Here is a 24,811-nt window from a genome sequence, read left to right as displayed (position 1 = left end):
ACGAATGAAGTATGAATTATTAAACACTGACGGCAAGGCTCGTCGTGGTCGCTTAACCTTTGAGCGTGGCATAGTAGAAACACCTGCTTTTATGCCTGTTGGTACATACGGTACTGTAAAAGGCATGAAAACTGAAGAAGTTGAAGCAACGGGTGCCCATATTATCTTAGGTAATACTTTCCACTTAATGTTACGTCCAGGTACAGATATTATCGAGCAGCATGGTGGTTTACATGGCTTTATGAATTGGGATAAGCCAATTTTAACTGATTCAGGTGGTTTTCAAGTTTTTAGTTTAGGTAAAATGCGTAAAATTACCGAAGAAGGGGTACGTTTTAGTTCACCTGTAAACGGCGAGAAAATTATGTTAACGCCTGAGCGTTCAATGGAAGTACAACGTAGTTTAAATTCAGATGTTGTTATGATCTTTGACGAATGTACGCCATACCCTGCAACACATAAAGAATCTAAAGATTCAATGGAACTATCACTTCGTTGGGCACAACGTTCAAAAGATGCACATGGTGACAGCCCTAATGCATTATTTGGTATTGTACAAGGCGGCATGTACGAAGACTTACGCGAAGTATCAATTAACGGTCTAAAAGCTATTGAGTTTGACGGCTATGCAATCGGTGGGTTATCAGTAGGTGAACCAAAAGAAGATATGATCAGAATATTAGATCATACTGCCCCCTTGATTCCTAAAAATAAGCCCCGATACTTGATGGGTGTTGGTAAACCTGAAGATTTAGTTGAGGGTGTGCGTCGCGGTATTGATATGTTTGATTGTGTGATGCCAACACGAAATGCACGTAATGGACATTTATTTGTTAATACAGGGGTGGTAAAAATTCGTAATGCTACAAATAAAACCGACACTGGACCATTAGATCCAACCTGTGACTGTTATACCTGTAAAAATTACTCACGAGCCTATTTACATCATTTAGATAAGTGTAAAGAAATTTTAGGCTCGCAACTAAATACATTACATAACTTACACTTTTATCAAAAAGTCATGCAAGGTTTGCGTGATGCGATAGAGCAAGGTAAATTAGACGACTTTGTTGAAGAGTTTTACTCACTTAGAGGTTTGCCTGTACCACCTTTAGCCGAAGGTAGTAAACAAATTTAAAATTCAGATATGAATGTTTACAATATAAATGTTTAGAATATATATATTAAGAGCACATCATATAGTAGAAAAAAACGACGAATAATCGTCAAATGTGAAATAACCTAGTCGCTTAGCATTACTTGAAAAGCAACTAACTAATTATAAAAAAGTAAGAGGATATTATGAGTTTATTTATAAGTACAGCCCACGCCGCAGGCGCTCCAGCATCAACCGGTGGTGGTATGGAAATGATGATAATGTTAGCGGTATTTGGTTTAGTATTTTTCTTTATGATTTATCGTCCACAAGCTAAACGTGTTAAAGAACATAAAAACTTAATGTCAGCTTTATCGAAAGGTGATGAAGTTTTAACGCAAGGTGGCATCGTTGGTAAAATAACTAAAGTATCTGACGAAAAAGACTTTATCGTTGTAAGCATCGCTGAAGGTACAGAAGTAACAGTACAAAAAGGCGCTGTTAATGCAGTACTTCCTAAAGGCACAATGAAATCTTTATAGTATTCACCTCTTTGCTATTTAACTTGAATTGAGATTATTTAACATTGTAGCAGGAAGGAAATACTTATTGGTATTAGTCAATTTAGTATTTCCTTTTAGTGACATTACTAACTGAATAGATGTTTAAATATGAGATCACAAGTTTAACACTAACGGCAGGTAGGTCGTTGATATATAGTGAATAGTTGATGCATTAACGAAAGCTATAAAGAGAAAAGTTTAAATAAAGAAAACTAATAGCTGTTTCGTTTATGTTTCATTCAAATAATTAGATTAACTTAATTATTATAAGAATAAAACATGAACACAATAAATAGAAAAAGGAAGAATTGTGTTAAATAAATACCCTTTATGGAAAACACTAATGGTAGCGTTAATCGTTGCTTTAGGTGCGCTCTATGCCACACCTAACTTATATGGTGAAGATCCAGCCGTACAAGTTTCTGGTTTACGTGGTGTTGAAGCAAACGTTACCACCCTTGATACAATTAAAGGGCACTTAACTGACAACAATATTGAATACGCTAGTGTTGCCTTAGAAAACGGCCAAGTATTAACACGTTTTAAAAATACCGAAGACCAATTAAAAGCACGTGATGTGTTAGATGATAGTCTAGGAAACGAATATTCAGTAGCCCTAAACTTAACACCGGCAACGCCTGATTGGCTGGCAAGCATTGGTGGCACACCAATGAAACTAGGTTTAGATTTGAGTGGTGGTGTTAGCTTCTTAATGGAAGTTAATATGCAAGAAGCCATTAACAAAGTTAAAGAAGGTATGGTTGGTGATTTTCGTGGTGATTTACTTAACGAAAAAATTCGTTACCGCAGCGTAAAAGATGATGGCGACTTTATTACAGTTAAGTTCCGTAAAATAGAAGATCTAGAGCAAGGTTTATCGTTACTGAAAAGACGTTATAACGATTTATTATTCAACTCTGATGACGACACGTTAACGCTTACAGCACAAATGACTGAGGCAAAACTTAAAGAAATTCAAGAATATGCCCTTCAACAAAACATTACTATTATTCGTAACCGTGTGAACGAGTTAGGTGTTGCTGAGCCATTGGTTCAACGCCAAGGTAAAAAGCATATTGTTATTGAATTACCTGGCGTTCAAGATACCGCCAAAGCAAAAGAAATTCTAAATGCTACGGCAACAATAGAGTTTCGTTTAGTTGATACAGAAGGTGACTTATCTGCTGCATTAAATGGCAGAATTCCACCTAGCTCTATTTTACTAACAGATAAAGACGGTCAACCGACCTTATTGAAAAAGCGTATTATGTTAACCGGTGATCATATTACTGACGCTACTTCAGGTTTTGATGAGTACTCTCGTCCACAAGTTAATATTTCACTTGATAGTGCTGGCGGTAGTAAAATGTCTAACGGTACTAAAAGCAATATTGGCAAGCCTATGGCTACAGTATTTATTGAATATAAGCCAACAGAACGTCGTGATGCCGACGGAAATATTATTTTTGAAAAAGTTCAAGAAGTGATTTCAGTTGCTACTATCCAAGCACGTTTAGGTAAAACCTTTCGTATAACTGGATCTGGCTCACAAGCTGAAGCGCATAACTTAGCTTTATTATTACGTGCTGGTGCGTTAATTGCGCCAATTACCATCGTTGAAGAACGTACAGTTGGTCCAACATTAGGTGCTGAAAACGTTCAATTAGGTTTCCAAGCTATCTTACTAGGTTTTGGCTTAGTATTTGTATTTATGGCTATTTATTACCGTGCTTTTGGTTTAGTCGCTAACGTTGCATTACTTGCTAACTTAGTCTTAATTGTGGGCATAATGTCGTTAATTCCTGGAGCTACATTAACATTGCCTGGTATGGCGGGTATTGTACTAACAGTAGGTATGGCGGTAGATGCTAACGTACTCATATTTGAACGTATTCGTGAAGAAATACGTGAAGGCAAAACAATTCAACAAGCAATTCACCAAGGGTATGAAGCAGCGTTTTCAACCATTATTGATGCCAATATAACTACTTTAATTGCCGCATTAATATTATTTGCTGTTGGCACTGGGCCTGTTAAAGGCTTCGCAGTTACCTTATCAATAGGTATTATTACTTCAATGTTTACATCGGTTATTGCTTCACGAACCGTAGTAAATTCTATTTGGGGTGGAAAACGCCTTGAAAAGTTATCGATATAGTCAGACGGGAATTTAAATATAATGCAAATTTTACAGTTAAAAGAAACCGTCAGCTTTATGAAGTATCGCAAATTTGCGATGGTTTTTAGTGCTTTATTAATGATGGCTGCAGCCTATTCATTAGCGGTTAATAAGTTAAACTTTGGTTTAGACTTCACTGGTGGTACGTTAATTGAAGTTGGTTTTGAAGAAGCTGCCGACTTACAAAAACTACGTCAACTTATGGAAGACAATAATCATGAAGATGCCAAGGTGCAATTTTATGGTAGTAGTCGTGATGTTGTTATTCGTTTAGGTCTACGTGATGACGTGAAAGCGGAAATGCTGGGTAATGAAATACTGGCTATTCTTGAAGAAGGTACACATCAAAAAGTAGATATGCGCCGTATTGAGTTTGTTGGTGCTAGTGTTGGTGATGAATTAGCAGAGCAGGGTGGCTTAGCCATGCTAACAGCGCTTATTTGTATTTTAGTATATGTTGCTTTTCGTTTTGAATGGCGCTTTGCGGTTGGCTCTGTAGTTGCTTTGTTTCATGATGTTTTATTAACACTTGGACTATTCTCTTTCTTAAAGTTAGAATTTGATTTAACCGTACTTGCAGCAATATTAGCCGTTATTGGTTATTCACTTAATGATACTATTGTTGTGTCAGATCGAATTCGAGAGAATTTTAGAAAAATACGTGATACTTCACCAGAAGAAATAATTAATATGTCACTGACTCAAACGTTGAGCAGAACAATTATTACGTCAATAACAACGTTATTAGTATTAGCTGCATTGTTCTGGAAAGGTGGGGCATTAATTCACGGCTTTGCAACGGCTTTACTATTTGGTGTGTTTGTAGGTACTTACTCTTCAATTTATGTAGCCTCTTTAGTTGCATTAGGTTTGGGGATTTCAAGAGAAGATCTAATACCAGAAGTTATTGAAAAAGAAGGTGAAGATCAAGAAGAAATGATGCCATAAGCTAGTCTTATTTTACGGGCTATCCAATATCTTGGTTAACCTACTCAATAAAAAAAACCGAACAACTTTGTTGCTCGGTTTTTTTATACGCCAACAGCGATTTTTTATGAGTAAAAGGGGTAAAGTTTTGCACTACAGACACGCATACTGTATGCTGCACCGTTCTAATGTCCCCATTGGTATAATTAGCAGGTTGTCTTATACCATTAGGTATTAATCGCTGATATCGCTGCTCGTATTCCAGAACATCACCCAAGAGATTATTTATGAGCACCATTGCCACTAATACAATTAAATTTACTGACTTAGGCTTATCTGAGCCATTACTTAAAGCCGTACGTGACCAAGGTTACGACACACCATCACCAATACAAGCACAGGCTATTCCTGCAGTACTTGCTGGTAGAGATGTAATGGCAGCCGCACAAACAGGCACAGGTAAAACAGCAGGCTTTACCTTACCTTTATTAGAAAAGTTATCCAAAGGTGGTACTGCAAAAAGTCGAGTGCAATCAAATAATGTTAGAGCCTTAGTTTTAACGCCAACTAGAGAACTAGCAGCACAAGTTAGTGACAGTATTGCAACCTACGGCAAATATTTAGATCTTCATTCAACTGTTGTTTTTGGTGGCGTTAAAATTAATCCACAAATGATGCGACTTAGGCAAGGGGTTGATGTATTAGTTGCGACTCCTGGTCGTTTGATGGATTTATATAATCAAAATGCAGTTAAATTCTCTCAATTAGAAGTATTTATTTTAGATGAAGCTGACCGTATGTTAGACATGGGCTTCATTCGTGATATTAAAAAAATTATTTCTGTTCTACCTAAGCAGCGTCAAAATTTGCTTTTCTCAGCTACATTTTCAGCTGATATTCGTGCTTTAGCTAAAGGATTAGTACATAACCCATTAGAAATTTCTGTTAATGCTGAAAATTCAACTGCAGAAAAAGTGACGCAATGGCTAACACCGGTAGATAAAAAACGTAAACCAGCGCTATTAACACATTTAATTAAAGAAAATGAATGGCGACAAGTGCTTGTGTTTACCAAAACTAAACATGGTGCAAATAAACTCACGAAATATTTAGAAGCTGAGGGGTTAACCGCAGCGGCTATTCACGGTAATAAAAGCCAAGGTGCACGTACTAAAGCGTTAGCGTCTTTTAAAGACGGTACTGTACAGGTATTAGTTGCCACTGATATTGCCGCGCGTGGTATTGATATTGACTTGCTACCTAATGTAGTCAACTTTGATTTACCGAATGTACCGGAAGATTATGTTCATCGTATTGGACGTACCGCGCGTGCAGGTAACACAGGGCAAGCTGTATCACTTGTTTGTGCTGATGAATTGAGTTTACTATGGGATATTGAAAATGTTATTCAGCAACATATTGAACGTAAAATACTAGAGCAATTTATTCCTGTTAATGAGTTAGGTGAGTCTAGAGCAATTAGAGCATTAAAAGCGAAGAAGCCAAAGAAAGCAAAAGCGTTTAATGGTGAAAAGGTTGAACATAAAGCTGGTCAACGTTCTGGCAACAATGGTCAGAAAAGTGTTAACAATAAAAATAACAGTAATGCCCAGCAAAAGCCACGTAATGCTAAACCTGCGACAGCAAGTAAAAGAAGAAACAACAACACATAAACCACTACAGAGTACTTAAGTACGTTTAAAAATGCCTATATCGAATAGGTTGTAGGAACAATTTAATCGTACTTAAGTTTTATTAGTCACATTCAAGTTTAGCTAAATAATAGCGGCTAAGGTATCTCTTGTTATCGCTCTTCGTTTATATTGTTAATGTGCTTACGCGGGTGTTAAATAGCCTAAGTTTTTCAACTCTAGCTCAGCAAAGGTATCAACCACATCACCAATAACAATTAGGCTAGGTGGCTTGATGTTATGTAATATTACAAGCTCTTCTAACGTTGCTAAGTTACCTTTAATTACTTGTTGATTTTGATGTGTGCCTTTTCTGATTAATGCTGCTGGTGTATTTTCACTACGGCCAGCCTCAATTAGCTGTTGGGTTATAATAGGTAAACTTTTTATCCCCATATAAAACACAACGGTTTGCTCAGGATCATTTAATGTCTTCCAAGGCAGGTCAAGTGCACCATTATCTTGCACATTACCGGTAATAAAGGTGCAGCTTCGAGCAACTTTTCGATGTGTTAATGGAATACCTGCATAGCTGGTACAGGCGGATGCGGCTGTCATTCCAGGAACGATATGACAAGCAATACCTCTATCTACTATAAATTTCGCTTCCTCACCGCCACGTCCAAACACAAAGGGATCACCACCTTTTAGTCGTAATACTTTCTTATTTAACTTGGCATTGTCTACTAGAATTTGATTAATAGTGTCTTGTGGAACACGATGGTCAGCCTGTTTTTTACCTACGTAGATTCTCTCGCAGCTAGCGGGCAATAGCGCCATTATCTCTTCACTTACCAAACGATCATAAATGACAACTTCTGCTTGTTGAATGAATCGAAAAGCTTGTAAGGTTAATAGATCAGGATCACCAGGGCCTGCGCCAACTAAAGCAACTTCGCCATGGGTGAAAAGTTGTTTGTGTGCTGGTGGTATATACTGCGGAAAAGATTTCATTATGGATCTGGCTGCTTTTAATAGTGGGGTTAATATTCGTAACTGTTTCAGTATTAGTTACTAGTTTTTACTTCTAATTAAGACGCTAACAGAAGATAATTTTTTAATTGTATTTATGTTTCATCTTTTATTAAAGCAAAAAAAGCGCCAATAGGCGCTTTTTAAAAATATAACTTATACGTTGTTGGTATTGTTAGCTGTGCTAGCCACTTACTTAGTTAAATAGTGACTTAGTTATGCAACTAACTACTTACTTAACGCTTCGCCTAAATGCGGACGAATATTTTGTAAAATTTCTTTTTGTAGTCTTGTACTACTTGCCACAATATTTCCAGATGAAGCATGGTTATGACCACCAACGAAATCTGTTACTAAACCACCGGCTTCGATAACAAGTAATTCACCCGCAGCAGTATCCCAAGGTTTTAAACCTATTTCGAAATAACCATCAACTCGACCCGCGGCAACATAGGCTAAGTCTAATGCTGCAGAGCCTGCACGGCGAAGATCGGATGATTTTTTAAATAAAGTAGTAAACATTGCCATATAGGCCGTTGTATGCTGCTTTTGTTTATGTGGGAAACCCGTCGCTATAATTGTGCCTGATAATTCTTTATGAGCTTTTACACGAATACGCATACCGTTTAATTGTGCGCCTTTACCACGGCTTGCAGAAAATACTTCACCACGAATAGGGTCAAATACTACGGCTTGATCAAGTTTTCCTTTTACTTTCAGTGCAATTGATACTGAAAAATGTGGAATGCCTTTAATAAAGTTTGTTGTGCCATCTAATGGATCAATAATCCATTGATAGTCATCGTCTGAGCCAGTTAATACGCCTGACTCTTCACCTATAATAGTGTGAGCAGGGTATGATTTACGAATAGTTTCAATGATTGCTTCTTCTGCTGCAAGATCAGCACTGGTCACAAAGTCGTTAGAACCTTTTGATTCAATTTCTACTTTATCAAGTTGCTCAAATGAGCGAATAATAACTTTTCCTGCATTGCGCGCAGCGCGCACGGCAATATTTAGCATGGGATGCATAATAATGTACCTATTTGTAAATGGCTTTTAAAAGAACGAGTCGCTTTGAAAGATAGAGAAAATATATTTTTATCTATCAGGGATAAGTCCCCTTATAATTTCAAGCGCGCGCAGTATAGCAAGTTCTAATCTTTTTAGCGAGGGGGGAACTTGAAATAAATAGTTTAATTTATAAGCTGTTTATGTTTGCTATGACTTTGTGTGAGCAGCTATATAGGAAAATAAACTATGTTAAGCGAATTTGATTTGTTGATTTTACGTGTTTTTTATTAGTCACAGCAGTATTCTTCTATGTTAGAATCACAGGCATAAAAACTGGGAGGCAATTACTTTATATATTTCTTTAATGTAGTGTAAAGCCAGCCAACAATGAAACAAAGTAAGAGCATAAAGTAACATGTCAGATTCAAAAAGTAATAGTTTATTAGATCAAGTGCGTATTGTCTTAGTAAATACGTCCGATTGCCGTAATATTGGTAGCGCTGCAAGAGCGATGAAAACAATGGGGTTAAGCCAGTTAATTTTGGTTGATCCAATAGAAATGCCTAATGGTCAAGCGCAAGCGTTAGCTGCTGGTGCCACTGATGTGTTAGCAAATGCCAAAGTTGTTAGTACTTTAAGTGAAGCAATTGAAGATTGTGGCTTGGTTGTTGGCACCAGTGCTCGTTCACGTACCTTACCTTGGCCTATGTTAGAGCCACGAGGTTGTGGTGAAAAACTAATTGCTGAAGCACATGAATATCCGGTTGCCTTAGTTTTTGGTAGAGAAAGCAGTGGATTGACTAATGACGAACTACAGCTGTGTCATTTTCATGTGCAAATCCCAGCTAATCCTGATTACAGTTCATTAAATTTAGCTATGGCAGTGCAAACCCTAAGCTATGAGGTTCGTACTAGTTATTTGTTGTCTATTGATAATGAACATCAAGAGCGTAGTACTGGTAATGGTAATTATATCGGTAAAAAAATAATTAATGCGAAAAGTGAAGACAATGAAGTGTATCCAGTAACGGAAGAAACTGAGCGCTTTTATCAGCATTTTGAGAATGCATTGTTAGGTACTGGTTTTATTGTTGAAAGTCACCCTGGTCTAGTGATGACTAAGTTAAGACGATTGTTTAACCGTGCTCGCCCAGACGTAAAAGAAATAAAAATGATGCGTGGTATTCTTGCTTCAGTTGAAAGAGCTTCTGCTAAGACTTCAATAGACAAAGCATCCGATCATAAAAGTGAAAAAAATTAATACTGTTCTGTAATTTTAATAAGAGAAATACTCTGTGAAAGCGCTCAGTAACTATTAAATTATGGTTAGTAGCCAGTCAGTAAGTTTAGTCAGTGAATGAAAGAAAGGAACCAATATGTTTAGCCGTATTAAAGAAGACATTAATAGTGTTTTCGACAGAGATCCTGCCGCCCGTACCAGCCTTGAAGTATTACTTAATTACCCCGGCTTACATGCTATTTGGATTCACCGATTAAGTCATAAACTATGGAAGGCTAATTGGAAGTTATTGGCACGTGTACTATCTACATTTTCTCGATGGTTAACGGGTGTTGAAATTCACCCAGGTGCAAAACTCGGTCGTCGCTTTTTTATTGATCACGGTATGGGCGTTGTTATTGGTGAAACCTCTGAAATTGGTGACGATGTTACCTTGTACCATGGCGTAACCTTAGGTGGTACTAGTTGGAACGCTGGAAAACGTCACCCTACGCTAGAAGACAACGTAGTTATTGGTGCTGGTGCTCAGGTGCTTGGTCCTATTACTATTGGTAAGGGCGGTAAAGTCGGCTCCAATTCTGTTGTTGTTAAAGATTTACCTGCAAATGCGACTGCCGTTGGTATTCCTGCACGTATTGTTAATGGCCGTACTAACTCGTTACTTGATAAAGAGTTGGGTGAAAAACTTGGTGCCAGTTTAGATAAAGAGTCGCGCGATAAAGCGGCGAAAAAATTCGGCTTCGATGCTTATGCCGTTTCTGCGGATAGTCCTGATCCTGTGGCTAAAGCAATAGGGCGCTTGTTAGATCATATGCATTTAATGGACGATCGTGTTTCAAAGGTTTGTAAAGAAGTGAATCAGTTAGGTGGTAATATTTGCCCGAACGATTTACCTGAGTTACGTGTTGGCGAATTTGTGGAAGATAAAAAAGCTGCGGCTAAACGCCGAGAAAGCAAAGTAGAAAGCTTTGATCCTGAAATTTAAACAGAAATGTAGCTTTAATAAATATAATTTAAATATAAGCTGTTGATTTTGTTTTAATTACTGTCTTTTTTGTTTTTGATTTTCTTACTATAAAAGTAATAGTTGATTAAAATAGTCAAGTATTACTTTTCCATTTAATGATCTTAGTGTAAAATACTTGACTAGATTACTCGGGTATATGTTTGACTATTTTGTAGGGTTATGTAAAATTGCGCTCAATTATCGCATTCAGTGCGTTATCGCAATGTTATGTACTATTAAAATAGCTGATTATATATGTCATCAAATATGTCACTAACGTGGATTAAATGGGCACATTATGAAATTAACTTCTAAAGGTCGTTATGCCGTAACTGCAATGCTTGATGTTACAATTCATGCAGTAAGTGGCCCGGTATCATTAGCTGATATTTCAGAGCGACAAGGCATTTCTTTATCGTATTTAGAGCAATTGTTTTCTAAATTACGTAAAAGCGGTTTAGTGATTAGCATCCGAGGCCCTGGTGGTGGTTATCGCTTAGGTCGATGTTCAGCACAAATTGCTATTGCTGATGTTATTAGCGCTGTTAATGAAAGCGTTGATGCGACAAAGTGCCAGGGCAAGGGTAACTGTCAAGGAGGAGAGCAATGTTTAACGCATTCTCTATGGCAAGGTTTGAGTCAGCGTATTGAAGAGTTTTTACAAAACATATCATTGGCTGAACTTATTACTAAAAATGATGTGAAAACTGTGTCACAACGCCAAAGTGATATGCATATATCTGGTAAAAAAGAGTCATCGTTAGAAACCATTATTCCTATTAATTTATAACGTATTAACTTTTACATTAATTTAGTGCTGTATTTAGAGCAATAGTTAGTTGATAAAGCGCTAAGTTAAATATTCGTACAAGTGGAGAGAGAGAGCCAATGAAGCTTCCTATTTATTTTGATTACTCAGCAACGACCCCTGTTGACAAACGTGTTGCTGAAAAAATGATGCAGTATATGACTACTGATGGTCATTTCGGAAACCCTGCATCCCGTTCACATAAGTTTGGCTGGCAAGCCGAAGAAGCAGTTGATGTTGCGCGTAACCAAATTGCTGAATTAATTAATGCTGACCCACGTGAAATTGTTTTTACTTCAGGTGCTACAGAGTCAGACAACCTTGCTATTAAAGGTGCTGCTAACTTTTATAGTAAAAAAGGTAAGCATGTTATTACGTGTAAAACAGAACATAAAGCTGTATTAGATCCATGTCGTGAATTAGAACGTCAAGGCTTTGAAGTTACGTATCTTGATCCTGAAGATAATGGCTTGATTGATTTGAAAAAACTTGAAGCAGCTATGCGCGAAGATACTGTTTTAGTTAGTATTATGCATGTAAATAATGAAATTGGTGTTATTCAAGATATTGGCGAAATCGGCGAAATGTGTCGTGCACGTAAAATTATTTTCCATGTTGATGCTGCACAAAGTGCTGGTAAAATTAATATTGATTTACAGCATCTAAAAGTAGATTTGTTATCAATTTCAGCTCACAAAATGTATGGTCCTAAAGGTATTGGCGCATTATATGTACGTCGTAAACCTCGTATTCGTCTTGAAGCACAAATGCACGGTGGTGGACATGAACGTGGTATGCGTTCTGGTACATTAGCGACTCACCAAATTGTTGGTATGGGTGAAGCTTGCCGTATAGCAAAAGAAGAAATGGCACAAGATCTTGCACATGCAACTGCTATGCGCGATCGTTTATGGGCTGGTTTAAACCAAATGGAACAAGTGTTTGTTAACGGCGACTTTGACAAACGTTATCCTGGTAATTTAAATGTAAGCTTCAACTTTGTTGAAGGTGAATCATTAATTATGGCGTTAAAAGACTTAGCTGTATCATCAGGCAGTGCCTGTACTTCTGCAAGTTTAGAGCCTTCTTACGTGTTAAGAGCGCTTGGTTTAAATGATGAAATGGCACATAGCTCAATTCGTTTTAGCTTTGGTCGTTTTACTACAAGTGAAGAAGTTGATTATGCAATCGACTTAATACAGAAATCTATTGGTCACTTACGTGATATGTCACCGCTTTGGGAAATGTTCAAAGACGGTATTGATTTAGACTCAATTGAATGGGCAGCTCACTAATTTTAATCTATTCCTTACTGGCAATTAGGTTGGTAAGGATTAAAAAGAAAGTGATAACTGTTAGGAGAAAATATTATGGCTTATAGCGAAAAAGTAATCGATCATTATGAAAATCCACGTAACGTTGGTTCTATGGATAAGAGTGATCCATCTGTAGCAACAGGTATGGTTGGTGCACCTGCGTGTGGTGATGTAATGAAGTTACAACTTAAAATTTCAGCTGATGGCGTTATTGAAGATGCTAAATTTAAAACTTATGGTTGTGGTTCTGCAATTGCTTCAAGCTCATTGGTAACAGAATGGGTGAAGGGTAAATCAATTGAAGAAGCCGGTCAGATTAAAAATACAGCCATTGCTGAAGAATTAGCTTTACCACCGGTAAAAATTCATTGCTCAATTTTAGCTGAAGACGCTATTAAAGCGGCAATTGAAGATTATAAAAGTAAAAACGGTTAATAAACCGAGTTTAAGTTAATAAGATAAGTTCAGTACAAGAATCAAAACAGGAAAAGTAGTATGTCAGTTACCATGACGCCAGCGGCAACAGAGCGAGTTCAATCTTTTATGACGAATCGAGGCAAAGGTCTTGGTTTGCGTTTAGGTATTAAAACGACAGGTTGCTCAGGCTTGGCTTATGTACTTGAGTTTGTTGATGATTTAAATGAAGATGATCATATGTTTAATATTGAAAACGTTAACATAATCATTGACACTAAAAGCTTAGTTTATCTTGATGGTATCGAGTTAGATTTTGTTAAAGAAGGCCTAAATGAGGGCTTTAAGTTTACCAACCCAAACGCTAAGGGCGAATGTGGCTGTGGTGAAAGCTTTAACGTATAACGGCTAAGTACTTTATTGTTTGCTTCTGTTTGGCTCTAGTATTGTGTTATTAGTATTTATAAATTCGTTGAATAATATATTATTATCTGAAGAGTCAATTGCTAAAAAATACTGAGTCGGAATGCAAGCATAAAAAGTAATAATTGAACTGAAGTACAAAATACAAGTATAGAGCACAAAACAGGATGTACGAAATAATGATTAAGGTCTATTTTCGTGCTCTTGTTTTAGCTTTTATTGTATTAGCACTAAATAACGTTAACTTTAACTATCATTCAAAAACTTAATCGAGTTTAAATTTTTTAGGTAACCAAGTGAATTACTTCCAATTATTCGGGATTGAAGTTAGTTTCGATGTCGATTTAAATCAACTGTCTCAAACCTATCAAACACTGCAAAAGTCGGTTCATCCTGACAAGTTTGCCCATGCTTCTAGCCAAGAACAGCTCATTGCAGTACAAAAGTCGGCAGAGCTTAACGATGCCTATCAAACAATCAAACAACCTTTAGCACGTGCGGAATATATTCTTACTTTACGAGGTGTAGAATTACCGAACGAGCAACATACTTTTGGTGATACTCGCTTTTTAATGAGGCAAATGGAACTTAGAGAGATGTTGGAAGAGGTTACTCATGCTGAAGATGTTGATGCGGCTTTAGCTGCTGCCCAACAAGAGCTTGCTCAAGAATATCAGCAACATTTTAGCTTGTTACAAGCACAAATTTGCGAAAACACTGATGCAGCTAATATGTTAGCATGCGATAACTTACGTAAATTGAAATTTTATCAAAAACTCAATATTGAAGTAGATCGTCTTGAAGATAGTTTGTTTGACGATTAGCAAACAGCGTCTTTTACTTTTTAACTCAAATAACTGAACATAATTAAAACATGGCTTTATTACAAATAGCAGAACCCGGACTTAGCACAGTACCTCATGAACATAGATTAGCTGCAGGTATCGATTTAGGTACCACAAATTCACTTATTGCGAGTGTGCAAAGTGGTGAAGCGAGCACATTAGTTGACCAAGATGGGCGTGATATATTACCTTCTATTGTGAGTTATCAACCCAATGATATCTTGGTAGGTGAAGGAGCAAAATCATTAAGCGTGAGTGATCCTCAAAATACTATAGTATCGGCTAAACGTTTAATTGGTCGCTCTTTAGCTGATATTCAAAGTAAGTATCCTTCTTTACCATATCAATTTACGGGTGACGAAAATAAGCCAGAAATTGTTACACGTAAAGGTAATATTAACCCTGTACAAGTGTCGGCTGAAATTCTAAAAAGTTTAAGTCAACGTGCTGAACAAGCACTCGGTGGAGAGCTTACCGGCGTCGTTGTTACTGTACCTGCCCATTTTGATGATGCACAACGCCAAAGTACTAAAGATGCAGCAAAATTAGCGGGTGTTAATGTATTACGTCTTCTTAATGAGCCAACGGCAGCAGCTGTTGCTTATGGTCTTGATTCAGGACAAGAAGGTGTTATTGCTATTTATGATTTAGGCGGTGGTACTTTTGATATTTCTGTATTACGTTTGAATAAAGGGGTTTTTGAAGTACTTTCTACCGGAGGTGATTCAGCATTAGGTGGTGATGATTTTGATGTTGTTCTTGCTGATTATTTAGTTGAGCAGGCTGGTTTAACTCGTCCATTGTCTCCGACACTTGAGCGTCAATTAATAAAACAAGCTTGTTATGCAAAAGAACAACTAACGACCTTGGATAATGTTGAGGTTACCTTAACGCTGAGTGCTGATGAATCAAACGAAAAGAATGAACAAGTATGGTCAACTAACATCTCAAAAGAAACGTTTGATGGCTTGATTTCAGCGTTAGTGAAAAAAACCTTAAGAGCATGCCGTCGAAGCTTAAAAGACGCTAATATTAGTGTTGATGAAGTGCTTGAAGTTGTAATGGTTGGTGGTTCTACACGTGTGCCTTTAGTACGCAGTGAAGTAGAAAAATATTTTAATAAAACACCATTAACGTCGATTGACCCAGACAAAGTTGTTGCCATTGGTGCTGCTATTCAGGCTGATATCCTTGCGGGTAATAAACCTGACAGTGATATATTATTACTTGATGTTATTCCGTTATCGCTTGGTTTAGAAACGATGGGCGGTTTGGTTGAAAAGGTTATTCATCGTAATACCACTATTCCTGTAGCAAAAGCGCAAGAGTTTACTACCTTCAAAGACGGCCAAACAGCCATGGCTGTGCATGTTTTACAAGGTGAGCGAGAGCTTGTTGATGATTGTCGTTCGTTAGCCCGTTTTGAATTACGAGGTATTCCTGCCATGACAGCAGGTGCCGCCCATATCCGTGTAACATTTAAAGTTGATGCTGACGGGTTATTATCAGTTAGTGCAATGGAAAAATCATCAGGTGTTGAAGCAAGCATTGAAGTGAAACCTTCTTTTGGCATAGACGATAGTAAAATTGCACAAATGCTTAAAGATTCAATGAACAACGCTAAAGCGGATATTGATGCTCGTATGTTAAAAGAGCAACAGGTTGAGGCTGCGCGGGTTATTGAATCGGTTAAAGCGGCAATCGCCTTAGACCATCATTTACTTGATGCAGAAGAAACGTCTACTATTGAGCAAGTGATAAATTCGTTAGCTGAAATCAGTCAAGGTGATGATGCCGATGCAATTGAAGCCGCGATTAAAAAATTAGATCAAGCGACAGATGTATTTGCTGAACGACGTATGGATAGTTCTATTAATAAAGCGCTAAGTGGTCAGTCTGTCGATAAATTATAAAGAAACAACTTACTTGTATCTTATGACAAAACAAAGAGAAAAAGAGATAAATAACATGCCAAAAATTATATTTTTACCCAACGAAGAGTTATGTCCTGATGGCGCCGTCGTTGAAGCTGAAAAAGGCGAAAGTGTATTAAACGTAGCCTTAAGAAATGACATCGGTATTGAACATGCTTGTGAAAAAGTTTGTGCTTGTACAACGTGTCACGTGATTATTAGAGAAGGGTTCGATTCTATCGAAGAGGGCGATGAACTGGAAGAAGATATGCTAGATAAAGCATGGGGTTTAGAGCCTGAGTCTCGTTTAAGCTGTCAATCTATTGTTGGTGATGAAGATTTAGTTGTTGATATTCCTAAGTATACTGTGAATATGGTATCGGAAAATCATTAAAGTGAGCTGAGTTTAATGAAAGCTTCTCGTTAGCTTAGTTAGGCTTAGACCTGTAATATTAGAAAGGGTAATAACATCACTGTTATTACCCTTTTTTGTTAACACAGTAGAATAGTTTCGAATACTCTATACCCGTTTCATTAATTAAGTGAACAATTTTATACGTAAAAAAACCGTAAAACACAAGGCGTTTTTTTCAATAACTAGTTGTTATAATTATTAAATAAATAACGATGTGGTTGGTGATTTTAGCCAGTAGAAATGATCACATAGCTAGTGAGATTGATATTATATCAACAGAAAAGTTAATCGTAATTCATCTATTAACAGACGATATTCACTCTGTAATTACTTTTATTAAAAAATAGAAACACTCGAATTTTTAGGTGTTAGCTTTATTTTTCTTTTTTGATTATCACTTTTACGGGTTGCGACAACGTCTAATACTTGTTCAGCAGGTGTCGTACCAAATAACTCTATTGTGTACTCTAATGGGCTCAGTAAGTCAGTCAAGTTATAGCGCCCCATTACAACTAATTGTGATACAGGATCTTGTGGCGACTGATGAGAAGTGACGGGAGAAAGCATCATATCTTCTAACACGAGTTTTCTGTTTTTATCTTTTAATACGACTTTTTCGTGAATTACATTGGTGATAACGCTGCGGTGTTTAGTAAATTCTATTTTAGAAAGCTTACCATCATTATCGTCATCGACCCCCTCAAAGGCGCTTATAGGCAATGAAAGTACCATAAACACACCGTTATTAAGGATATTAAGTGTGCCACGTTGTGCCACAATGACATGTGCAGATGAGTTGTGTGACACGAGTATGCTAGAAAATAAGGTTAGAACTGAAAAAAGATTATTTTTTATATATTTCATAATGACACTTTATAGTTTATTTAATTTTATTTAGCTGGATATTGTCAAGAACAGATATTTCTAGAGGAGGCTGTTCTTTGGGGTGTTGTTATTAGGGAATGTACCTACTGCATGATCTGGAACGCCGTTTGCTGCTATTTCACGATCCTCATCTGTACAACTCCAGGTGACAATACTATCTAATTGCACTGAATCGGAATCATTATAGGCATGGTAACTATAATCACATAAAATACTTGTAGTTGAACTATCAATGACTTCAGACACTGTAATATTAACACTGTCAATTTCGCTATTTGCTTCATCATCATTGACCATTAGCGTTACAACGTAAATACCTGCTACATCTGCTGAAAATGATGTTGTCGAGTCTGTATCGCTAGATAATGTAGCAATACTGCCGTCAGGTAACGTAGATAAACTCCATGAGTAGCTAAGTGTATCGCCATCAGTATCACTACTTGCTTCGCCTGATAATGTGGCGGTACTACCAATAAGTAAGATTTGGTCTTCACCAGCATTAGCAAAAGGTACTGTGTTAGTGCCTACAGTATTATCGACATCATCTACGTCAGCTGGATCGCTAGCACCACTACCGCAAGCCGCAAGCGAAGAGGCTAGCAATAAACTTAGTAAGGTATTTGCATTATTGTTACAGCTTAACGTTTTTTTTATGTGTAATAGCGATGGTTTCATTTGACACATTCTCCAAAGGGGGAATATTTACGATTGATTCATATGCTGTAGATAATAATAGGTCAATGTGCAAATAATGTGCATTTTTTTGTTATTATGAATATCCTCCGTCATTCTGAACTTGATTCAGAATCTCGGTTTATTCAACAGCCCAGAACTGACTATTATCGTGAGGCGTTCTACTTATTATCTATCAGTAACTTTTTTCAGCCTTAGTTACTTTTTCTAAGTAACGGCGAGATTCTGATTTTGGATGCTTTTGGGTAAGTAAATAATAAACGTCTTTAGATGTTTTAGTATTGAGAACTTTCATCGCTGTTGTTCGGTTACTATGAAAGGTTTTTAATACATTTCCTGCACCGCCATTGTAGGCAGAAATAATTGAATAATGACGACTTGTAGCATTAGTTACGGCATTTAAATAGTTATTATTGAGAATATATAAATAGGCAGTACCAATATCAATGTTATAAGCAGGATCGAATAGTTGCTGCTTGGTTGGCATACCACTTTTATTTTTAATACGCTGAAATACATCAGCACCTGCGGTTTTGGGCACAACTTGCATCAGGCCGTAAGCATTAGCTGAACTCACTGCAAACGGGTTAAAACTACTTTCAGTTTCAATTATGCCGTAGATTAATTGTGGTGATATTTGATAACGCTTAGCTGCAGCGAGTACAAAGGTACTGTATTTTTGTTCACGTAGATGTTGATGTTTTTCAACCATATCAATTCTAACTGCGTAAATTTGTTTTCCGTTGTTACTGTATTTTTGTAACTTGAATTCAGTCAAATACTTGGAGAATCGATTAGCACGCCATTGGTATTGAATCGCTTTATTATCATGATCAAGTACTTGCTGATATAAATAAGGTTGGCCTGATAGTGTTGGAGCATCACTGGAAAATATATCGGTTTTACTTGGATCTGCTGTTGATAATAGAGTAGTAGTAATGGCATTTTGTAAATTAGTAAGTGTTTTAGTTTGAGAGTTATCTGCTAAAGTTTCGATCAACACAGTGCCTTTTTCAAAGTCAACAATGGCACGAGCTCTGTAGTTATTTGTATATTTAACCAGTTTTTTATTATTAGGTACTTGCGGTTTCTTTTCGCCCCACACCTCAGCAATTTTTTGGCTTAATTCATTGAGCAATGCTTTAATATCATCGACATCTTTTTGAATCAGTTTATTAGTGTGAACCGCTTGCTGCGCAATGGCTATAATATCTGGGTTATCGGATTCTATTTGCTTAATTAATGTTTCGGCGCTTCGAATAGAATCAAAGTTTGGTGTGGTTTTACAGCTAGTTAAGCAGATAATAAGAATAATCATTAATACGTTATTAAACATTAAGGTTACCCTTTATATCACTGGGGGTATTGGTAGCACTGTCGTTGGTTATATCACGGTGCTTTTTCATTTTAGTGTGTTTTGTTAGATTTGTGATCGGCAAAAGTAATAATCCATAGTCGAGTTATATTTTATAATTCAGTTACTCCATAGGTTACTCCATAAATCACTTGTTACGGAATAAACTATTTACGGAGTAATAATACTGATAATTGCTTTTTAAGCCTAATGATGAATCAGAGGGTTAGTGGAATGTAGTACTCAATTCTTCGATTTCTTTGGCACTTTTGTTAACATTTTCTCCACTTAAACTTACTTTATTACATAGCATTTCATTTTCTTTTGAAATAATATCTATATCTGTAATTTGCTTATTCATCTGCTCAGACACCACGCTTTGTTCTTCTGTAGCGGTTGATATTTGTGCGGTCATATCACTGACATCACCAATACTGTTCATGATATTTTCGATAGCTTGTTTAATAATTAATGTATTAGCAGAGCATGCTTCAGCACTATCCTTACTCACTAGCATTACTTTACTCCACTCTTGTAAAGTTTTTTGTAATTCTAACACTGAACGTTGTATATCTCCGGTTGCATCTTGAGTTCTACTCGCTAATGTTCTAACTTCATCGGCAACCACAGCAAAGCCTCGTCCTTGCTCTCCAGCTCTTGCTGCTTCAATTGCAGCATTAAGAGCTAGTAAATTAGTTTGATCAGCAATACCTTGAATCTCACTCATGATTCCTGAAATTTTATCAACATCGAGCACTAAACTCTCAGCACTGTTTGCAGCAGAATGAACATCATTAGCGAGGCTCTTCATTCTTTTCTGATTGTTTGTTACTAAATTGGTCGCATCGTCACATTCTTGTTGAACTTGTGTTACTTTATCATGGGTCGATACCGTATTTTCACTAACATTATTAATCGTGCCACTCATTTCACCAATAGCAGTAGAGAATTGCTCTAATTGTTGATTAATATTGGCAGTTCCTGTCAGCATTTCGTTTGAGGCTACCTTTAAAGCATTCGCTTGACCTGATAATATTTTTCCTGCGTCATAACTACGACCTAGAACTGTACGTATACGCGCTTGCAATAAGGTAGTTTGATATTTCGTTATATTGGTTAAGCCCTTACCGGTAAAAATAAAGCGAGATGGACTATCAGATCGTTTTTTAATTTCTTCTACATAGTTTGGAAAGGTAAATAATTCTTCAGAAAAAATAAGTGCTGTGGCCATGATATTAAACAAAATAATAACTGCGGTGATATATGAGTCTAAATATAATAAAGAAAATAAAAGGGAAGTGGCGAGAATAAGTCCGATAATAAGACGTTTTAATTTTGTGTTTGCGTGAAAATCTGTCACAGTTTTTTGAGCATTTAATTTATCATAAAAATTTTGAGCATCATTTTTTTGTTGAGTCGTGGGTTTTACCCTGACTGATTGATAACCGGTAATTCTACCTCCTTCTGATAAAGGGGTTACGTAGGCATCTACCCAATAATAATCGCCATTTTTACAACGATTTTTAATCATACCACGCCAAGATTCACCATTTTTTAACTTCTTCCACATATCAGCAAACGCTTCTTTTGGCATGTTCGGGTGGCGAACAATATTGTGATGTTGTCCTTTAAGTTCTTCTAAAGTATAGCCAGCTACCCGACAGAACTCTTCATTTGCATAAACAATATCTCCTTGTAAGTCGGTGATAGAAACTAATTGTTCATCATTTGAAAAATTGAGTTCTTTGTTGGTTGTATTAGCCATTTATTATCCTTTAGTTAACTTTGAAACTTCGTTTTATTTATTTTGCTACGCCATTATAGTCAATATTTTTTAATGTAGCTAATTGAATTATATATATTTGTTATATTTTAAACACTGATTATGGGTAAGTAGAGCTATTAAAAGAGCTATTAAGACGCTCATAACTATAGCAGTAAACTTTTCAATAGTTGCGCTAATTTTAATGTTAGCTTTATTAAGTAAGTTTAAAAAATAAAGTTAGGATACTGTATAGATAATAATCATTGTGGTGCTATAGTATTAATTTAAATCAGTTTAAAAAGCTCTATCTCGATAAGTATATTTAAATTTACTGGAATACAAAAAATATAACGCACTATTTTTGCTTAAATGGAATATTCGTATGTCAAATAAAAACAAAAACGATAAAGCAGCACAAGAGCCTATTACCCCCCTTGGAGAACTTGATCAACTTAGACAAATTGTCTTTGGTGATGCCCAACAGCAGTTAATTACACAACTAACGACATTACGAAGCGATATGGAACATGCCATCAACGAACAGGAGAGAAAGTTTACAATTCGTTTAGAAAAAATACAAAGAGATATTAGTCAGCAGTTAGACAATATAGAAAAACAAGTAAATTTTGTAGATAAACGCCATGATGACAATGAAGAGAGTATGCAAAAAGAACATACCAATCTTGTATCAGAATTTGAAATGTTTACCGTAGCCACACAGCAAGACTTTAAAGATATTGAACAGGCGCTGAACAGCGAAAGTGCCTTACTGTCTAATGGTTTTAATGAGCAACTAGAGCAACTTAAAAATCACCTTGATGCGGTATCAAATGAATTAAGCTCATCTAAAACAGACCGGAAAACACTGGCTAAGTTGCTAGCGACAATGGCAACAAACTTGGAAGATGACCAGCTGTAATGTCGAAGTCGACCGAAGCCAAACAAGTTGAATCTCAGCAGCAACTTGAACAATTAAGATCGCTAATACTGGGTAAAAACAGTCATGTGGTAACCGACGCTATTCAAAAAGAAGCACGTACTATTGTGGGTGAAGTACTTTCTGAAGCACTACATGATAGACAAAAAAAAGATGGCTCAGTTAATAAAGTTTTATTGCCTATTGTAGAAAATGCAGTCGAAGATTCGGTTGCACATAATAGTGACAGATTAGTTAATTCTCTTTATCCCTTAATGGGCAGTTTAGTTAGAAAATCCGTGACAGCTTTTCTAACTGATTTTATGGAAAAAACAAATCAGTTAATTGATAGTAGTCTCACATTTAAGGGGTTAACTTGGCGTATTAAAGCTTGGCAAGCGGGGGTTAAATTCTCCCAATATGTTGCTTCACAAACATTTGTCTATCGAGTTGAACATGTTTTTTTGATCCACCGAGAAACAGGTTTATTACTTAACTCGGTTAATTTTAATAACACAGCGAAAAGTGATGCTGATTTAATTTCTTCTATGTTAACGGCAATTAATGACTTTGTTGGTGATTCTTTCTTAGATAATGAAGATGGATTAAAAGAACAGCTAGAAACGGTGACAACCGATAATTTCACCTTATTAATAAAGCCTGGGCCTAATGCCTTGGTTGTAGCTGCGGTAACAGGTAAACCACCGCAAAAAGTTAGTGATAAACTACAAATAATATTAGAAAGTATTCACAGTTTATATGCTAGTGAGCTTATGCAGTTTAACGGCGATAATGAAGCCTTTGTTACTGCCGAAAATTTACTGAGAGATTGTTTATTAGCAGAGCAAAAAACAACTGAACCTAAAAATAACAAAACACCTTGGTTTGCTTGGTTAGCTGTTTTATTTTTTATCATTATTCTTGGCTTTCAGACAGTAAAGTGGTGGGAAAATCAAGTATTAAACGATAAGTTGATGACTTTAGATCATGAGTCAGGTGTTGTTATTAATCATATTGAAGTACAAGATCATAATAAGGTTGTGCTTGATATTTTACGTGATCCTGATGCTATCTCTGTTTCTGATTGGTTACAAAAAAATGATTTAACTATTGAGCAATTATCACTAACTGAGCGACTTTATCATTCTTTAGACCTTGAAATTCTAAATACTAGAGCACAGAGAATTTTGCTCGAATACCCTGAAATTACCATGATGTGGCATAGCAAAATTTTACACTTGTCGGGGACATTAGCGGTATTAAAGTCTGCAAAACTACTAAGTGCACTGACGGCTGCTGGTTTTACGTTAGAAAGAAACTTAATAATAGAGGATATTAAGCCTCCTTTTGCTAATGAAGCTATTACAAGTAAGGCGATTAAAGCGCAAATATTTAAAGATTTAGTTGGTAGAATATCAACGATTCAACTTGAGTTTCCTGTTGCTAGTGCTGATGTAACACCTAGTATGCAATTAACTCTGCAGCAACTTTATCAATACTTTCATCAACTAAATCAATTAGCCGATCAACTTGATTTAAACGTTGGTCTAGTCATTATTGGCTGTAGTGATAATTCAGGTAGTATTGCTAAGAATACGTTATTAAGTAGGCAACGCGGAGAAAATACGGGTGATGCTTTAAACCTTTTAGGGCTAAGTAAAGCGCAAATGTATGTTACAGGTTTAGGGCAAATAGATATTATGAAAGTAAAAAATAATGCAAGAAAAGTTATCTTTAACGTGCTATATGTAAGTAATGATGAAAAAACAAACAATGAAATGTAATCAAGTACAAATGTAAATGTAGAATAAACGTTAAAAGGGATATGCCGTATATCAACTGGCATTTTAACAGCACTATACAGAAATTGGAGACGGCTTTTGATTCAAAAGAAAATTTGTTTACTCGGTGCGTCTAGCGTAGGAAAAACAAGTTTAGTTAAGCAATTTGTGGAAGGCATTTTTAATGAAAAATACCTAACCACTATCGGTGTTAAAATTGATAAAAAGGTTGTCACGCTAGAAAATAATTCTCTGCAATTTATGCTTTGGGATATTGAAGGTAATGATCGCTATAATGCTTTTCAAGAACGTTATTTACGTGGCGCCTCAGCCTATATTATTGTGGCTGATCAAACACGCACAACCTCTTTAATTGAAGGTTTAGAGATTCACAGTCTCGCCCGTAAAGTTGCTAAATGTCCTGCTATTCTGGCTATCAATAAAAGTGATTTACAACCAAGTTGGCATTGGGAAGATAAAGGGCTAGAAGATTATAACGATTTGTTTGATTTACATTTCTATACAAGTGCTAAAACCGGTGCAAATGTAGATAACATGTTTATTGAGTTGGCTAAATTGCTGCAAGAGAGTTAAT

General features: G+C 36.4%; 23 protein-coding genes. 17 read left to right on the top strand and 6 right to left on the bottom strand.

Features of this window, described 5'->3' with window-relative positions; translation table 11 throughout:
* Positions 1–4: 4 nt before the first annotated feature.
* The 5 genes from tgt to KO509_RS16890 all read left to right on the top strand — a co-directional run bounded on the left by tgt (position 5) and on the right by KO509_RS16890 (position 6,438).
* The gene (gene tgt, locus KO509_RS16910) at positions 5–1,138 is read left to right on the top strand and encodes a tRNA guanosine(34) transglycosylase Tgt (RefSeq protein WP_215974462.1); all 1,134 of its coding nucleotides are present in this window, start codon (positions 5–7) and stop codon (positions 1,136–1,138) included.
* Positions 1,139–1,302: 164 nt separating this feature from the next.
* Entirely contained in the window at positions 1,303–1,638 is a 336-nt protein-coding gene (gene yajC, locus KO509_RS16905) for a preprotein translocase subunit YajC (RefSeq protein WP_215974431.1), read from the top strand.
* Between the two features lie 331 nt (positions 1,639–1,969).
* The gene (secD, locus tag KO509_RS16900) at positions 1,970–3,817 is read left to right on the top strand and encodes a protein translocase subunit SecD (protein ID WP_215974430.1); all 1,848 of its coding nucleotides are present in this window, start codon (positions 1,970–1,972) and stop codon (positions 3,815–3,817) included.
* Between the two features lie 21 nt (positions 3,818–3,838).
* A complete protein-coding gene (gene secF, locus KO509_RS16895; protein WP_215974429.1) occupies positions 3,839–4,786 on the top strand; it encodes a protein translocase subunit SecF in 948 nt (315 codons plus the stop codon).
* Between the two features lie 266 nt (positions 4,787–5,052).
* Entirely contained in the window at positions 5,053–6,438 is a 1,386-nt protein-coding gene (locus tag KO509_RS16890; RefSeq protein ID WP_252727676.1) for a DEAD/DEAH box helicase, read from the top strand.
* A 162-nt stretch (positions 6,439–6,600) separates the two neighbouring features.
* On the opposite strand, the gene cobA is transcribed toward KO509_RS16890, so the two are convergent.
* Together cobA and suhB are read right to left on the bottom strand one after the other, a co-directional pair.
* Positions 6,601–7,410: a uroporphyrinogen-III C-methyltransferase gene (gene cobA / locus KO509_RS16885; protein WP_215974428.1), complete on the bottom strand. Its 810-nt coding sequence runs from the start codon at positions 7,408–7,410 to the stop codon at positions 6,601–6,603.
* Positions 7,411–7,656: 246 nt separating this feature from the next.
* Entirely contained in the window at positions 7,657–8,460 is an 804-nt protein-coding gene (gene suhB / locus KO509_RS16880) for an inositol-1-monophosphatase (protein WP_215974427.1), read from the bottom strand.
* A 397-nt stretch (positions 8,461–8,857) separates the two neighbouring features.
* On the opposite strand from suhB, the gene trmJ reads away from it, so the two are divergent.
* From trmJ to fdx, 9 genes are all read left to right on the top strand, one after another.
* Complete coding sequence (gene trmJ, locus KO509_RS16875; RefSeq protein WP_215974426.1) at positions 8,858–9,703, top strand: tRNA (cytosine(32)/uridine(32)-2'-O)-methyltransferase TrmJ; 846 nt, start codon at positions 8,858–8,860, stop codon at positions 9,701–9,703.
* A 115-nt stretch (positions 9,704–9,818) separates the two neighbouring features.
* Complete coding sequence (gene cysE, locus KO509_RS16870; RefSeq protein ID WP_215974425.1) at positions 9,819–10,667, top strand: serine O-acetyltransferase; 849 nt, start codon at positions 9,819–9,821, stop codon at positions 10,665–10,667.
* A gap of 319 nt (positions 10,668–10,986) precedes the next feature.
* On the top strand, positions 10,987–11,478 hold the full coding sequence (iscR, locus tag KO509_RS16865) for a Fe-S cluster assembly transcriptional regulator IscR (protein WP_215974424.1): 492 nt from the start codon (positions 10,987–10,989) through the stop codon (positions 11,476–11,478).
* 98 nt (positions 11,479–11,576) lie between these two features.
* Positions 11,577–12,791 (top strand): IscS subfamily cysteine desulfurase, encoded by a 1,215-nt coding sequence (locus KO509_RS16860; protein ID WP_215974423.1) that lies wholly within the window; start codon positions 11,577–11,579, stop codon positions 12,789–12,791.
* Between the two features lie 75 nt (positions 12,792–12,866).
* Complete coding sequence (iscU, locus tag KO509_RS16855; protein ID WP_215974422.1) at positions 12,867–13,247, top strand: Fe-S cluster assembly scaffold IscU; 381 nt, start codon at positions 12,867–12,869, stop codon at positions 13,245–13,247.
* Positions 13,248–13,307: 60 nt separating this feature from the next.
* A complete protein-coding gene (gene iscA / locus KO509_RS16850) occupies positions 13,308–13,631 on the top strand; it encodes an iron-sulfur cluster assembly protein IscA (RefSeq protein ID WP_159818879.1) in 324 nt (107 codons plus the stop codon).
* Between the two features lie 314 nt (positions 13,632–13,945).
* Positions 13,946–14,473 carry a co-chaperone HscB gene (gene hscB / locus KO509_RS16845; RefSeq protein WP_215974421.1) on the top strand — a complete coding sequence of 176 codons (528 nt, stop codon included), beginning with the start codon at positions 13,946–13,948 and terminating at the stop codon, positions 14,471–14,473.
* A 50-nt stretch (positions 14,474–14,523) separates the two neighbouring features.
* Positions 14,524–16,407 (top strand): Fe-S protein assembly chaperone HscA, encoded by a 1,884-nt coding sequence (hscA, locus tag KO509_RS16840; protein WP_215974420.1) that lies wholly within the window; start codon positions 14,524–14,526, stop codon positions 16,405–16,407.
* 55 nt (positions 16,408–16,462) lie between these two features.
* Positions 16,463–16,801 carry an ISC system 2Fe-2S type ferredoxin gene (gene fdx, locus KO509_RS16835; protein WP_159818885.1) on the top strand — a complete coding sequence of 113 codons (339 nt, stop codon included), beginning with the start codon at positions 16,463–16,465 and terminating at the stop codon, positions 16,799–16,801.
* Positions 16,802–17,158: 357 nt separating this feature from the next.
* On the opposite strand, the gene KO509_RS16830 is transcribed toward fdx, so the two are convergent.
* From KO509_RS16830 to KO509_RS16815, 4 genes are all read right to left on the bottom strand, one after another.
* Complete coding sequence (locus tag KO509_RS16830) at positions 17,159–17,686, bottom strand: hypothetical protein (RefSeq protein ID WP_215974419.1); 528 nt, start codon at positions 17,684–17,686, stop codon at positions 17,159–17,161.
* A gap of 60 nt (positions 17,687–17,746) precedes the next feature.
* Complete coding sequence (locus KO509_RS16825; protein WP_215974418.1) at positions 17,747–18,382, bottom strand: PKD domain-containing protein; 636 nt, start codon at positions 18,380–18,382, stop codon at positions 17,747–17,749.
* Positions 18,383–18,575: 193 nt separating this feature from the next.
* A complete protein-coding gene (locus KO509_RS16820; RefSeq protein ID WP_215974417.1) occupies positions 18,576–19,736 on the bottom strand; it encodes a murein transglycosylase domain-containing protein in 1,161 nt (386 codons plus the stop codon).
* Between the two features lie 244 nt (positions 19,737–19,980).
* Positions 19,981–21,519: a PAS domain-containing methyl-accepting chemotaxis protein gene (locus KO509_RS16815; protein ID WP_215974416.1), complete on the bottom strand. Its 1,539-nt coding sequence runs from the start codon at positions 21,517–21,519 to the stop codon at positions 19,981–19,983.
* Between the two features lie 382 nt (positions 21,520–21,901).
* Between KO509_RS16815 and KO509_RS16810 the strand changes: the two genes are divergently transcribed.
* The 3 genes from KO509_RS16810 to KO509_RS16800 all read left to right on the top strand — a co-directional run bounded on the left by KO509_RS16810 (position 21,902) and on the right by KO509_RS16800 (position 24,810).
* Positions 21,902–22,438, top strand: a complete 537-nt coding sequence (locus tag KO509_RS16810) for a hypothetical protein (protein WP_215974415.1) — start codon at positions 21,902–21,904, stop codon at positions 22,436–22,438.
* Positions 22,438–24,219: an OmpA family protein gene (locus KO509_RS16805; protein ID WP_215974414.1), complete on the top strand. Its 1,782-nt coding sequence runs from the start codon at positions 22,438–22,440 to the stop codon at positions 24,217–24,219. Before KO509_RS16810 ends, KO509_RS16805 begins: the two co-directional genes overlap by 1 nt.
* A gap of 96 nt (positions 24,220–24,315) precedes the next feature.
* On the top strand, positions 24,316–24,810 hold the full coding sequence (locus KO509_RS16800; RefSeq protein WP_215974413.1) for a Rab family GTPase: 495 nt from the start codon (positions 24,316–24,318) through the stop codon (positions 24,808–24,810).
* The last annotated feature ends 1 nt before the right edge of the window (position 24,811 follow it).

Origin of the sequence: Colwellia sp. C2M11 (assembly GCF_018860915.1) — a bacterium.
In the GTDB taxonomy this organism is placed as follows: Bacteria; Pseudomonadota; Gammaproteobacteria; order Enterobacterales; family Alteromonadaceae; genus Colwellia.
This window is presented reverse-complemented; position numbering and strand designations above follow the sequence as displayed.